13 protein-coding genes are annotated in these 12,661 nt (G+C 74.1%); 6 read left to right on the top strand and 7 right to left on the bottom strand.

Going from position 1 to position 12,661, the window contains the following annotated elements; genetic code table 11:
• Nucleotides 1–58: 58 nt before the first annotated feature.
• A complete protein-coding gene (locus ABZ457_RS16295) occupies nt 59–925 on the top strand; it encodes a PHP domain-containing protein (protein ID WP_359158203.1) in 867 nt (288 codons plus the stop codon).
• Nucleotides 926–1,100: 175 nt separating this feature from the next.
• Nucleotides 1,101–1,706 carry a MarC family protein gene (locus ABZ457_RS16290; RefSeq protein WP_359158201.1) on the top strand — a complete coding sequence of 202 codons (606 nt, stop codon included), beginning with the start codon at nt 1,101–1,103 and terminating at the stop codon, nt 1,704–1,706.
• 101 nt (nt 1,707–1,807) lie between these two features.
• Here the strand turns inward: ABZ457_RS16290 and ABZ457_RS16285 are convergent, their stop codons facing one another.
• Nucleotides 1,808–1,960, bottom strand: a complete 153-nt coding sequence (locus tag ABZ457_RS16285) for a hypothetical protein (RefSeq protein WP_359158200.1) — start codon at nt 1,958–1,960, stop codon at nt 1,808–1,810.
• Between the two features lie 191 nt (nt 1,961–2,151).
• Between ABZ457_RS16285 and ABZ457_RS16280 the strand changes: the two genes are divergently transcribed.
• The gene (locus ABZ457_RS16280; RefSeq protein WP_359158198.1) at nt 2,152–3,099 is read left to right on the top strand and encodes an NYN domain-containing protein; all 948 of its coding nucleotides are present in this window, start codon (nt 2,152–2,154) and stop codon (nt 3,097–3,099) included.
• A 65-nt stretch (nt 3,100–3,164) separates the two neighbouring features.
• Here the strand turns inward: ABZ457_RS16280 and ABZ457_RS16275 are convergent, their stop codons facing one another.
• Both ABZ457_RS16275 and ABZ457_RS16270 read right to left on the bottom strand, forming a co-directional pair.
• A complete protein-coding gene (locus tag ABZ457_RS16275) occupies nt 3,165–4,031 on the bottom strand; it encodes an alpha/beta hydrolase (RefSeq protein WP_359158197.1) in 867 nt (288 codons plus the stop codon).
• 476 nt (nt 4,032–4,507) lie between these two features.
• On the bottom strand, nt 4,508–6,739 hold the full coding sequence (locus ABZ457_RS16270) for a DEAD/DEAH box helicase (protein ID WP_359158195.1): 2,232 nt from the start codon (nt 6,737–6,739) through the stop codon (nt 4,508–4,510).
• A 336-nt stretch (nt 6,740–7,075) separates the two neighbouring features.
• On the opposite strand from ABZ457_RS16270, the gene ABZ457_RS16265 reads away from it, so the two are divergent.
• Entirely contained in the window at nt 7,076–7,801 is a 726-nt protein-coding gene (locus tag ABZ457_RS16265) for a ferritin-like fold-containing protein (RefSeq protein ID WP_018845615.1), read from the top strand.
• Between the two features lie 88 nt (nt 7,802–7,889).
• On the opposite strand, the gene ABZ457_RS16260 is transcribed toward ABZ457_RS16265, so the two are convergent.
• The 4 genes from ABZ457_RS16260 to ABZ457_RS16245 all read right to left on the bottom strand — a co-directional run bounded on the left by ABZ457_RS16260 (nt 7,890) and on the right by ABZ457_RS16245 (nt 9,844).
• Entirely contained in the window at nt 7,890–8,165 is a 276-nt protein-coding gene (locus ABZ457_RS16260) for a hypothetical protein (protein WP_359158194.1), read from the bottom strand.
• Nucleotides 8,166–8,383: 218 nt separating this feature from the next.
• Nucleotides 8,384–8,611: a DUF3107 domain-containing protein gene (locus ABZ457_RS16255; protein WP_018845613.1), complete on the bottom strand. Its 228-nt coding sequence runs from the start codon at nt 8,609–8,611 to the stop codon at nt 8,384–8,386.
• 155 nt (nt 8,612–8,766) lie between these two features.
• Nucleotides 8,767–9,408, bottom strand: a complete 642-nt coding sequence (locus tag ABZ457_RS16250; RefSeq protein ID WP_026277264.1) for a TetR/AcrR family transcriptional regulator — start codon at nt 9,406–9,408, stop codon at nt 8,767–8,769.
• 220 nt (nt 9,409–9,628) lie between these two features.
• Nucleotides 9,629–9,844 carry a hypothetical protein gene (locus ABZ457_RS16245; protein WP_359158193.1) on the bottom strand — a complete coding sequence of 72 codons (216 nt, stop codon included), beginning with the start codon at nt 9,842–9,844 and terminating at the stop codon, nt 9,629–9,631.
• Nucleotides 9,845–10,050: 206 nt separating this feature from the next.
• On the opposite strand from ABZ457_RS16245, the gene ABZ457_RS16240 reads away from it, so the two are divergent.
• Both ABZ457_RS16240 and ABZ457_RS16235 read left to right on the top strand, forming a co-directional pair.
• Entirely contained in the window at nt 10,051–11,016 is a 966-nt protein-coding gene (locus tag ABZ457_RS16240; protein WP_359158191.1) for an alpha/beta hydrolase, read from the top strand.
• 7 nt (nt 11,017–11,023) lie between these two features.
• Entirely contained in the window at nt 11,024–12,406 is a 1,383-nt protein-coding gene (locus ABZ457_RS16235) for a DUF3152 domain-containing protein (protein ID WP_359158190.1), read from the top strand.
• Nucleotides 12,407–12,661 lie beyond the last annotated feature (255 nt).

Here is a 12,661-nt window from a genome sequence, read left to right as displayed (position 1 = left end):
CGCGCGGCGGTTATCCTGAGGCGTCCCCGTCCGCCCCCGAGCCCCGGAGTCAGCCGTCGTGCGCATCGATCTGCACACCCACTCCACGGCCTCGGACGGCACGGACACCCCCGCCTCACTGGTGCGTGCCGCGTCCGCCGCCGGGCTGGACGTCGTCGCCCTCACCGACCACGACACCACCCGCGGCCACGCCGGGGCCGCCGCGGCCCTCCCCGAGGGCCTGACCCTGGTCACCGGCGCCGAACTCTCCTGCCGCCTCGACGGCGTGGGCCTGCACATGCTGGCCTACCTCTTCGACGCCGAGGACCCCGAGCTGCTGCGCGAACGCGAACTCGTCCGCGACGACCGCGTGCCGCGCGCCCGGGCCATGGTGGACAGGCTCCGCGAGCTGGGCGTCCCCGTCACCTGGGAGCAGGTCGCCCGGATCGCCGGTGACGGCTCCGTGGGCCGCCCGCACATCGCCGAGGCGCTGGTCGCGCTGGGCGTTGTCCCCTCGGTGTCGGACGCCTTCACGGCCGACTGGCTCGCCGACGGCGGGCGCGCCTACGTCGAGAAGCACGAACTCGACCCCTTCACCGCGATCCGCCTGGTCAAGGCGGCCGGCGGGGTGAGCGTCTTCGCCCACCCGGGAGCCGTCAAGCGGGGCCGCACCGTCCCCGAGAGCGCCCTCGCGGAGCTGGCGGCGGCGGGGCTCGACGGCGTCGAGGTGGACCACATGGACCACGACGAGGCCACCCGCGCCCGGCTGCGCGGTCTCGCCGGCGACCTCGGCCTCCTCGTCACCGGGTCCAGCGACTACCACGGCAGCCGCAAGACCTGCCGGCTCGGTGAGTACACCACCGACCCCGAGATCTACGGCGAGATCACCCGGCGCTCCACCGGCGCGTTCCCCGTGATGGGCACCGGCGGGTCCCCGGCCGTCTAGGCCGTCCGGCTCGCTCCGACTCCGCCTGATCCGCCCGCCCCGGCGTTCCGCCGGGGGTCCCGCCCTGTCCACCCGGCCCCGCCGTGTGCGTCCGTGCGCGCGGCGGTTGCTCCGGTGGTGCGGCGGCCCCGTCTCCCACCTCCCCGAAAACCCTCTCCCCGCAAGGCCCTTCACTGTGTTCGACGCCGCCGTCTTCGGCTCCCTCTTCCTGACCCTCTTCGTCATCATGGACCCGCCCGGGATCACCCCGATCTTCCTGGCGCTGACCTCCGGGCGGGCCACCAAGGTCCAGCGCCGGATGGCCTGGCAGGCCGTGCTCGTCGCCTTCGGCGTGATCACGGTCTTCGGCATCCTCGGCCAGCAGATCCTGGACTATCTGCATGTCTCGGTGCCCGCGCTGATGATCGCGGGCGGACTCCTTCTGCTGCTGATCGCCCTCGACCTGCTCACCGGCAAGACGGACGAGCCCAAGCAGACCAAGGACGTCAACGTCGCCCTCGTCCCGCTGGGGATGCCGCTGCTGGCCGGACCGGGCGCGATCGTCTCGGTCATCCTGGCCGTGCAGCACGCGGACGGCGCGGGCGAGCAGCTCTCCGTCTGGGCCGCGATCGTCGCCATGCATGTGGTGCTGTGGCTGACGATGCGGTACTCGCTGGTCATCATCCGCGTCATCAAGGACGGCGGTGTGGTCCTGGTGACGCGGCTCGCCGGCATGATGCTCTCCGCGATCGCCGTGCAGCAGATCATCAACGGCGTGACCCAGGTGGTCCGGGGCTCCTGAACCGCCGGGCCGCCTGCCCTGACGCACCGCGCCCCCGTACCGGACTCCGGTACGGGGGCGCGGTGCGCGTGAGGCCGCGCACGGCGGCGGGGCGGCAAGGGTTATGAAGCCGAGGTCTCGGCGGGCCGGATGAGGATGCGCTGGCCGATCGAGGCGGCCTGCTGCACGATCCGGTTGACGGAGGCGGCGTCCACGACGGTGCTGTCCACGGCGCTGCCGTCGACGTCGTCCAGTCGCATGATCTCGAAGCGCAACGGCTTCTCCCTTCGTCTGATCCTCCTGAAGGAGAACTGCTGACAGACGGAAATTCTCCGTCCGTGTACACAGGTGCACAACGGGATGCATCCTGCAAACATTCCCTACGCTAAGGAAAATTTTTGGATGGCTAACTATTGATGACTTGCTACTGGCGAGTAGCGCCGTGTGCGCGGAGAATGAGGCGCGTATGAACGAGCCCGCCACCACCCCGCCCCGCGACGACGCCCCGGACCCCGGACCCGGCACCGGCGTCGCCGCGGTCGCCGCCCGCCTGGAGCGCACCAATGAGCTCCTGCAGCGGATGCTCGCCGAGGTCGCGAAGACCCCGTCGACCCACGCCATCTTCGTCGACGCCGGTTACGTCTACGCTTCGGCCGGGTTGCTGGTCGCGGGCACCGAGGACCGGCGCGCCTTCGACCTGGACGCCGAGGGGCTGATCGACGCCTTCATCGACAAGGCCCGCTCGATCTTCGCCGACAGCCGGCTGCTCCGCGTCTACTGGTACGACGGCGCCCGGCGCCGCATCCACACCCCCGAGCAGCAGGTGATCGCCGAACTGCCGGACGTCAAGGTGCGCCTGGGCAACCTCAACGCCAACAACCAGCAGAAGGGCGTCGACTCCCTGATCCGCAGCGACCTGGAGTCCCTCGCCCGCCACCGCGCCATCAGCGACGCGGCCCTGGTCGGCGGCGACGAGGACCTGGTCCCGGCGGTCGAGGCCGCGCAGGGCTACGGCGCGCGCGTCCACCTCTGGGGCATCGAGGGCGCCGACGGCCGCAACCAGGCCGAGCCGCTGCTCTGGGAGGTCGACAGCCAGCGCACCTTCGACCTGGACTTCTGCCGCCCCTATGTCACCCGCAAGCCGGTCACGACCTACGAGAACGAGGGCACCCCGCCGCCGTCCCGGGACGAGGTGCGCTTCGTCGGCGCGCAGATCGCCGCGAACTGGCTGGGGGAGCGGGGCAGGACCGAGATGGCGGGTCTGCTGCCCGGCCACCCCTTCCTGCCCGGTCCCGTCGACCAGGACCTGCTGATGGACGCGGAACGGCTGCTCCAGCGGTCCCTGCGCGGGCACGCGGTGCTGCGGCGGGCGCTGCGGGACGGGTTCTGGCAGCACCTTCAGTCGCAGCTCTAGGAAGGTGTCCGGCCAGGATCCGCCGGACACCTCCTGACCCTCGCGACCGCCCGCGGCGTCGCTTCTCAGTGGTGGTCCCAGAAGCGGACCAGGGCCTCGGCCGTCTCGGCCGGCCGGTCCGTGTTGGGGGAGTGGTCCGCCCCCGCGATCACCGTCCGCGCCGCCCCGAGCCGTTCCGCGGTGGCGGTCAGCAGGGGGACCGGCCAGGTGTCGTCCCGTTCGCCGGAGAGGACGTGAAGGGGGAGGCCGAGCGCCCTCAGCTCATCGGTCCGGTCGGGCTCGACGGTCAACTGCCGCCCGGTGGCGAGAAGTTGGGCCGGGTTGTGGCGCAGCCACCGGGCCCGCAGATCGTCCCGGTCGCCGTTGGTGCCCGTCTCGGTGTCCTCCGGGGTGGGCGCCTCCAGCGCTTGGATCGCGGTCCAGACCTCGTCCATCGTCATCACGGCGAGCGCGTCGGCCAGCAGTTTCACCTTCTGCTGCTGGGGCTCGCTGACCGCGGCCGGGCCCGAGGACATCAGGGTGAGGGTCCGGAAGGGGGACGGGTCGCGCAGCACCGCCGCCCGTGCGATCTGGCCGCCGAGCGAGTGCCCGACCAGGTGCAACGGGGTGCCGCCGGTGCCGAGGGCGGCGGCCTGCGCGAGGACGTCCGCGGCCAGCTCGCTCTGCGCGTAGGCCGCCTCGTCGGCGGGCCCCTCGGTCTCGTACTGCCCCCGCCCGTCCACGGCCACCGCCCGGAAGCCGGCCTCGGCGAGCGGCTCCAGCAGGGCGATGAAGTCCTCCTTGCTGCCGGTGTAGCCGGGCAGCAGCACCACGGTCGCCCGCGGCTCCCCGGCCGGGGGCCGGGCGTCAAGCACCGCGAACTCCCCGCGCGCGGTGGCGAGACGAACGGAACGGGCACAGGCGGGCGGTACGAACGTGGGCGGACGGCTCATGAGCCAGAGGCTAACGCGAGCCCACGCGGCCCGCGCCCCCGCCCGGCCCCGCGAGGGGCGGGCCGCCGGCGGGAGGCGGCGGGGGTACGCCGGGGGCGGACGGAGGGGGGTCCGGCCTCGGGGCTTCGGCGCCCGTGGCTCGCGCCCGCCGCCAGGCGGGCCGATCGGCCCGGACGCGGGGGAACGCCGGGTCCAGCCCCGGCGTCTCCGCAGGGGCGGAGGTCCAGCCCGTGGCATCTCCGCAGGGGCGGGGGAGGGCGGCACGGCTTCGGGGGCCTTCGCCTGCCTCGCCGGAGGCGGGGCGCGGGTTCCCCTCCCGGCGGTGCCGCTCAGGGCCCACCGCACCCGGCGGGGCGAGCCGCCCGTCGTACGTGCCGGGGGCGGGCCGCCCCGGCACGTACCCCCGGCGCGGGAACGCCGATCGGCCCGGCCCCCTGCGACAGGGGGCCGGGCCGATCGGGTGGGGCGAGGGGCGGTCAGCTCTCGGCCGGGGCCGGGGTGTCCGCCTTCTTGCGGGTGCGGCGGGGCTTCGGCTCCGCCGGCGCCTCGGCGGTGTCCGCCGCGGTCTTGCGCGCGCGGCGCGGCTTCGCCTCGGGCTCCGCGCCCTCGGTCGTCGCGACGGCCTTGGGGGCACGGGTGCGGCGGGCCTTGGGCTCTGCCTCGGCCACCGGCGCCGCCTCCGCCGTCTTGCGGGTGCGGGTCCGGCGCGGCTTGGTCTCCGCGACGGCCGTCGCGGCCGTGGCGACCGTCTGGAACTCCACGGTGTCACCGCCGTCCGCCGGCTTGGCGACCCGCGCGCGGGTGCGACGCGGCTTGGTCTCCGGCGCGGCAGCGGCGGTCTCGGCGATCGCCGTGGCGACCGTCTGGAACTCCGCCGACTGCGTCTCGGTCACCGGCCGCGCCGCACGGCTGCGGGTCCGGCGCGGCGTGGACTCGGGCGCGGCGGCCTCGGCCGGCTCGGCGGCTTCCGCCGCCTGCGCCGACTCGGCGACGGGCGTGCTCACCGCGGCCTTGCGGGTCCGGCGGCGGCGCGGCGCCGCCACGGTGGGCTCCGCGGCGGGCGCGGTCACAGCGGCCTCCGCCACCACGGTCTCGGCGGCCTCCACGACCGCCGTGGCGGCCGACGCCTCCCCGCCGCTGCGGGTCCGTCGGCGCCGGCGCGGGGTGCGCGGCTCCGTCGGCGCGTCGCCCGTGGACTGCTCGGGCACGGCCGACGCGGCGGTCTCCGCCCCGGCGAGGTCCGAGCCCCCGCGAGTACGCCGGCGCTGACGCGGCGTCCGCGTACGGGCCGGGCGCTCCTCGCGGGCAGCGGCAGCGGCAGCGGCGGCGGGAGCGGACCGGCGGCCGCGGCCGCCCGTCTCGCCCAGGTCCTCGACCTCTTCCGCCGCCAGACCGGCGCGGGTGCGCTCGGAGCGGGGCAGCACACCCTTGGTGCCCTCGGGGATGCTCAGCTCCGCGTACAGGTGCGCCGAGGTGGAGTACGTCTCGACCGGGTCGTTGAACGGCAGGTCCAGCGCCTTGTTGATGAGCTGCCAGCGCGGGATGTCGTCCCAGTCGACCAGGGTGATCGCGATGCCCTTGGCGCCCGCGCGGCCGGTGCGGCCGATGCGGTGCAGATAGGTCTTCTCGTCCTCGGGCGACTGGTAGTTGATGACGTGCGTCACGCCCTCGACGTCGATACCGCGCGCGGCGACGTCGGTGCAGACGAGCACGTCCACCTTGCCGTTGCGGAAGGCGCGCAGGGCCTGCTCGCGCGCGCCCTGGCCCAGGTCGCCGTGGACCGCGCCGGAGGCGAAGCCGCGCCGGGCGAGCTGGTCCGCGATGTCGGCCGCGGTCCGCTTGGTCCGGCAGAAGATCATCGCCAGTCCGCGGCCGTCGGCCTGCAGGATGCGGGAGACCATCTCCGGCTTGTCCATCGAGTGCGCGCGGTAGACGTGCTGCGCGATGTTCGCGACGGTCGCGCCCTCGTCGTCCGGCGCGGTGGCGCGGATGTGCGTGGGCTGCGACATGTAGCGGCGGGCCAGACCGATGACCGCGCCCGGCATGGTCGCCGAGAACAGCATGGTCTGCCGCTTGGCCGGCAGGAACTGGATGATCTTCTCGACGTCGGGCAGGAAGCCCAGGTCGAGCATCTCGTCGGCCTCGTCGAGGACGAGGGCGCGCACATGCGAGAGGTCCAGCTTCTTCTGGCCGGCCAGGTCGAGCAGACGCCCGGGCGTGCCGACGATCACGTCGACGCCCTTCTTGAGCGCCTCGACCTGGGGCTCGTAGGCCCGGCCGCCGTAGATCGCGAGCACGCGGACGTTGCGCACCTTGCCGGCGGTCAGGAGGTCGTTGGTGACCTGTGTGCACAGCTCACGGGTGGGGACGACGACCAGGGCCTGCGGGGCGTCGGTGAGCTGGTCGGGACGGGCCCGGCCGGCCTCCACGTCCGCGGGGACGGTGACGCGCTCCAGCAGCGGCAGGCCGAAACCGAGCGTCTTGCCGGTGCCGGTCTTGGCCTGGCCGATGACGTCGGTGCCGGAGAGCGCGACGGGGAGGGTCAGCTCCTGGATGGGGAAGGGATTGACGATGCCGACGGCTTCGAGGGCCTCGGCCGTCTCGGGAAGGATCCCGAGATCCCGGAAAGTCTTGGGCTGCTGCGTAGTCAGGGTGTTGCCTCTTCTGTGAGACGCGGCACGAGGCGAACGCTGGGGGTCGTACCGCACCCGGGTACTGGCCGGCCGGAAGGGCCGGAGGGTGCGGGACCACTGCCGTCGCTCGAGCGTCGTACCGCTGAGGGGCCCCTCATCTGCGTCCGTGCGCACACAGTGCGCGCGATCCGCGTGGAGGGCGGGCGGGTCGGAGCCGATCGGGCCACCGACCGGGCATCCTCATTCATGAGACGGCCCACCGAGCAGATCTGTGATGCCGATGCTCAGCAGGCGCAATACCACTGTACCCCCAAATCGCGCATGTGTGTTGGGCGAAATCCCGTCGGATGTGCTCGGGGTGCGGTTGACCAGGCCCTTCCCCGCTGTGGCGGGCGGGCTATTGTGCGCTCCATGGAGACGCCTGACAACGCCACTGAACACACCGGGATCGCCGCCCAGGACTGGGCCGCGGCCTCCGCCGAACCCCAGTACCGCGCCGCCGTGGTCGATCTTCTCGGCGCTCTCGCGTACGGCGAGCTGGCGGCCTTCGAGCGCCTCGCCGAGGACGCGAAGCTGGCGCCGACGCTGGCCGACAAGGCGGAGCTGGCGAAGATGGCGTCCGCCGAGTTCCACCACTTCGAGCAGCTGCGGGACCGGCTGACCACGATCGAGGCCGAGCCCACCGCGGCCATGGAGCCCTTCGCCCAGGCCCTGGACGACTTCCACCGTCTGACCGCGCCGTCGGACTGGCTGGAGGGCCTGGTCAAGGCGTATGTCGGCGACTCGATCGCGAGCGACTTCTACCGCGAGGTGGCGGAGCGGCTGGACAGCGACACCCGCGCCCTGGTCCTCGGTGTGCTGGACGACACCGGGCACGGGAACTTCGCGGTCGAGAAGGTCCGCGCGGCGATCGAGGCCGATCCGCGGGTCGGCGGCCGGCTCGCCCTGTGGGCGCGCCGACTGATGGGCGAGGCGCTCTCCCAGGCCCAGCGGGTGGTGGCGGAGCGCGACGCGCTGTCGACGATGCTGGTCGGCGGGGTGGCCGACGGCTTCGACCTGGCGGCGGTCGGCGAGATGTTCTCCCGGATCACCAAGGCGCACACCAAGCGGATGGCGGCGCTCGGCCTGGCGGCCTGACGCCCCCGGTATCGGTATCCGCCATCGCTATCCGTCCGGCCCGGGTCCCGGGGCCCGGAAAGTCCCGGGGCCCGGGGAGTCCCGGGGCTCAGAAGGGGAAGGCGCGGCGCAGCCCCCGGGCCCGGGGCCCGGGCCGGATCAGCAGGGAGAGCAGCACCGCGCCGATCGCCGCCGAACCGATCAGGGTGGCCGCGGGATTGCCCGGGCCGAGCGCGACATGGGTCACATAGGCGCCGAAGACCGCGCCCAGGGTGCCCGTGGTGAAGACGGCCCGGCGCGCTGGAAGACGTTCGGAGAGGTGACGGGTCGCGGCCCAGGACAGGGCCAGTCCGACCAGGACGGAACCGAGCGTTTCCAGAATCACTGCTGATCACCTCACGCCGTACGGGGCAGAGTCGGTCGGTCACAGCCGGTACTACCCGGCGCGAACGGATCACAACCCTCCCCGAGCGGGCGGCAACATGCCTGATCAGCGCAATCCACCCGGCCTCCGGACGCAGCCCGGCGAGGCTCCGGGGACACGCGAGCGGGGCCCGGCGGACACTGTCCGCCGGGCCCCGCCCGTACACCTTTCGCGGGCGCCTACAGGGCGCCGAACCCCACGCGCCGCGTCGCCGACTCGCCGATCTCCACGTAGGCGAGGCGGTCGGACGGCACCAGGACCTTGCGGCCCTTCTCGTCCGTCAGGCTGAGCAGCTGCGCCTTGCCGGCCAGCGCCTCGCTCACCGCGCGCTCGACCTCCTCGGCGGACTGCCCGCTCTCCAGAACGATCTCCCGGGGCGCGTGCTGCACGCCGATCTTGACCTCCACGGCTATGTCCCTCCGAACGGTCCGTGCGTTGCGCGATCAACCGCGCCGTACGCAGCACACATTAGCCCGGTCACGGGACGGCTCCCGCGTCCGCGCGGAACGCCAGGAGCGAACAGCGGCCCGGGGGCGGCCCCGGGCCGCCGGGCCGCCACCGCTCAGTGCTGCTCGGAGCCGTGCAGCGGGAAGCCCGCGATACCGCGCCAGGCGAGCGAGGTCAGCAGCTGGACGGCGGTGTCCCGGGGGACGGAGGAGCCGCTGGAGAGCCAGTACCGGGCCACCACCTGGGAGACCCCGCCGAGGCCCACGGCCAGCAGCATGGACTCCTCCTTGGACAGTGCGGTGTCCTCGGCGATCACGTCCGAGATGGCCTCCGCGCACTGGAGGGACACCCGGTCCACCCGCTCGCGCACCGCCGGCTCGTTGGTCAGGTCCGACTCGAAGACCAGGCGGAACGCGCCGCCCTCGTCCTCCACGTATGCGAAGTAGGCGTCCATCGTCGCGGCCACGCGCAGCTTGTTGTCCGTGGTCGAGGCAAGGGCGGTGCGGACGGACTGGAGGAGGGCCTCGCAGTGCTGGTCCAGCAGCGCGAGGTAGAGCTCCAGCTTGCCGGGGAAGTGCTGGTAGAGCACCGGCTTGCTGACGCCGGCGCGCTCGGCGATGTCGTCCATGGCGGCCGAGTGGTAGCCCTGGGCCACGAAGACCTCCTGGGCCGCGCCCAGGAGCTGGTTCCTGCGGGCTCGGCGTGGCAGGCGCGTGCCCCGCGGGCGCGCCGCCTCTGTCTGCTCGATGGCTGTCACGCCGCCTCCCATGTGGTGAACAAGCACAGTCGTTCCATAAGCGCTGTGCGCCGCGCCCGCCATCGTACTTTTCGGTAACGAGGCTGTGCGTGGTGCGGACGCAGAATTTCACGGACCGGACAGACGCGGAAGCGCCCTGCCCGCCCGCACCCGGCGGACATACCGGCGGCAAGCCTCTCAGGCCGCCGCGGGCCGCGGTCGCCGGGTCAGCGGCGGGCCGTCACCGGTAGTCGTCCTCGTCGAGCGAGACGGTACGTGCCTGCTCCGCGGCGTCCGCCTCGTTCGCGCCCTCCGGGGCGGCGCGCAGCGGCTCGTCGCGCTCGGGCCGGACCTCCGTGTGCTGCTCGGCGGCGTCCGCCTCGGGGACCTCCGGCCCGTCGGCGGCCGACTCGTCCTCCTCCGCGAAGGTCTCCGGATCGCTCGGGTCGACTGTCATATCGCACCGCTTTCCCTGGAATGCGTGGTCGGGACCGGGTGCCCGGGACCGCGGGTGCCGAATCGTGCGGCCGGGAACACGGTGTCCGCCTTCCGAGCGTAGGAGTTCGGCAGGCCGGACGCTATGTGTGCGGCTCTGTGCGCCGGGCGGGCCCTGTGACGCCGAACACAGGGGGCCGGGCGTGATCGTCTCGTAACATTGCCCGCATGTCTTCGACCGAGCTGCCGGGCGCCCGGGCCGTGGGCGCCGCCGCGGCCCCCAAGGTCGCGGCGGTCCGCGTCGCCGAGGGCGAGGAGCTGCGCTCCGCCGTCCTGCCCGGACTGACGCTGACCGTCCGCTCCCGGCCCCCCACCCGGGCCGGGCTGCCGCCCGCGCTGTACGTCCACGGACTCGGCGGCTCCTCCCTGAACTGGTCGGCGCTGATGCCGCTGCTGGCGGACGTCGTCGACGGCGAGGCCGTCGACCTGCCCGGCTTCGGCGACTCGCCGCCGCCGCAGGACAACGACTACTCGGTGCGCGGCCACGCCCGGGCCGTCGTCCGGCACCTCGACGCCGCCGGCCGGGGCCCCGTGCACCTCCTGGCGAACTCGCTGGGCGGCGCGGTCTGCACCCGGGTCGCGGCCGCCCGCCCCGACCTCGTACGGACCCTGACCCTGATCTCGCCCGCCCTGCCCGAGCTGCGGGTCCAGCGCTCCGCGGTGCCCACCGCACTGCTCGCGCTGCCCGGCGTCGCCGCGCTGTTCGCCCGCACGACCCGGGGCTGGAGCGCGGAACAGCGCACGCGAGGAGTACTCGCCCTCTGCTACGGAGACCCCTCACGGGTGACGGACGAGGGCCTGCGCAACGCCGTCGAGGAGATGGAGCGGCGGATGCGCCTCCCCTACTTCTGGGAGGCGATGACCGGGTCCGCCAGGGGGATCGTGGACGCCTACACCCTCGGCGGGCAGCACAACCTGTGGCGGCAGGCGGAGCGGGTGCTCGCACCGACTCTGCTCGTCTACGGGCGCAGGGACCGCCTTGTCTCGTACCGTATGGCGCGCAAGGCGACGGCGGCGTTCCGGGACTCCCGGCTGCTGACGCTCCCGGAGGCCGGGCACGTTGCGATGATGGAATACCCGGAGACGGTCGCCCAGGCGTTCCGGGAACTGCTCGACGACTGCGGTGGGAGCTGACCGGCGCGTGGGACGACACAGCCGCAAGGGCCCGGCGCCCAAGCAGGCCGCGACCGGGGGGGTACCCGGGGCGGCGTCCGGTGCGCCGGAGGCCGGCGCCGCCGCGTCCGGCGGCGGACGGCGCCGCCGGGGATCCGCGTCCGCCGGTCCGGGCGCGCACGCTCCGGCCGGGGACGCGCCGTACCCGGCCGCCCGGGGCGGGCATCCGGAGCACCACGAGGCGGGCGGCGGCTGGGGCGACCCGTACGCCGGGGCCGGGTACCCGGGTGCCGGCGCGCGGGCGCGGGTCGCGCCGGGCCGGACGGCACCGGGGGCGCCCCGGGTGCCGGCGCCGCGCCGGGAGTTCCTGGAGGCCTTCGACGGGCCGGCGGCGGCCCCCGCCCGTCCGGCGGGGACAGCGGGCCTCGACGGCGACTACGGCTCCGACGACTTCGACGCGTTCGGCGGCGCCCGGTCCGCCCCGGCGCGGCACAGGGTGGACGCGCCGGCCGGCCATGCGTCCTCCGGCGGGGACGGGCCGGACGACGGCGGGCGCGACGGCGGCGACGACGAGCTGCCCGCACGGGGCGGCAGGGGGCGGGCCTTCACCGGGGTCGCGGCCGCCGCCGTGACGACCGTCCTCGCCGTGGTGGTCGCCGGGCAGGTGGCCGACGGCGGCGGGGAGAGCGTGGGCGCGCAGTCGGCGGGCCAGGGGCGCGGCGCCCTGCAGGAGCGGCCGGACCGCTCCGAGGGCCGCCCGACCCCGCCGCGGGAGGCGGTCGCCGAGCCCGCGCCCGCCGCGCCGGTCCCCACCTACCGGCAGCTGATGGCCACGCAGTTCCCTCTCGACCCGAAGCTCAAGGGGCCGGGGACCTTCGAGGCGGTCAAGGGCTTCGACAAGGCTCCGGGCAAGGGACGGAAGGTGCGCTACCGGATCGACGTCGAGAAGGGCCTCGGCCTGGACGCCGGGCTCTTCGCCCGCGCCGTGCAGGAGACCCTCAACGACGACCGGAGCTGGGCGCACAACGGGGCGATGACCTTCGAGCGGATCTCCTCGGGCGAGCCGGAGTTCGTGATCACCCTCGCCAGCCCGGGGACCACCGGGGTCTGGTGCGCCAAGTCCGATCTCGACACGACCGTGGAGAACGTCTCCTGCGACTCGGCCTCCACCGAGCGCGTGATGATCAACGCGTTCCGGTGGGCGCGCGGCGCCGACACCTTCGGGCCGGGCGCGATGACGGCCTACCGGCAGATGCTCATCAACCACGAGGTCGGGCACCGGCTGGGGCACGACCACGTCAACTGCAGGACCCCCGGGGCCCTCGCGCCGGTCATGCAGCAGCAGACCAAGTCCCTCGACATCGGCGGGATCAGCTGCCGCCCCAACCCCTGGGTGCATCCCGGGGAGTAGCCCCGCTCCGGCGGCTCCGGCGGCGGTGCGCGCCGCCGGAACGGTTCCGCCATGTGGACTTCCGTATGACTCCGTGTGACGGAGCGACACCCTAGCGCGACGGAACGCCTCGCGGGCGCGAAAGTTACGTGTATTCACCCCTTCCGGTGGCGGGGGGGGGGGGGCCCCGGGGCGCGCCCCCCCCCCCCCCCCAAAAAAATTGATGACTCTTACCGCCGCTGTAGGCATCTCCGCGCGGCCACCGCGATATGGGTG

Origin of the sequence: Streptomyces sp. NPDC005805, assembly GCF_040630445.1 — a bacterium.
Lineage (GTDB): Bacteria > Actinomycetota > Actinomycetes > Streptomycetales > Streptomycetaceae > Streptomyces.
The sequence above is the reverse complement of the archived record's forward strand: the minus strand, read 5'-3'. Positions and strand labels throughout refer to the sequence as shown.

Coding starts and splice junctions, on each gene's coding strand:
- ABZ457_RS16245 (WP_359158193.1), bottom strand. CDS start 9,844: ATGACAGTCGACCCGAGCGATCCGGAGACCTTCGCGGAGGAGGACGAG.
- ABZ457_RS16280 (WP_359158198.1), top strand. CDS start 2,152: ATGAACGAGCCCGCCACCACCCCGCCCCGCGACGACGCCCCGGACCCC.
- ABZ457_RS16265 (WP_018845615.1), top strand. CDS start 7,076: ATGGAGACGCCTGACAACGCCACTGAACACACCGGGATCGCCGCCCAG.
- ABZ457_RS16240 (WP_359158191.1), top strand. CDS start 10,051: ATGTCTTCGACCGAGCTGCCGGGCGCCCGGGCCGTGGGCGCCGCCGCG.
- ABZ457_RS16275 (WP_359158197.1), bottom strand. CDS start 4,031: ATGAGCCGTCCGCCCACGTTCGTACCGCCCGCCTGTGCCCGTTCCGTT.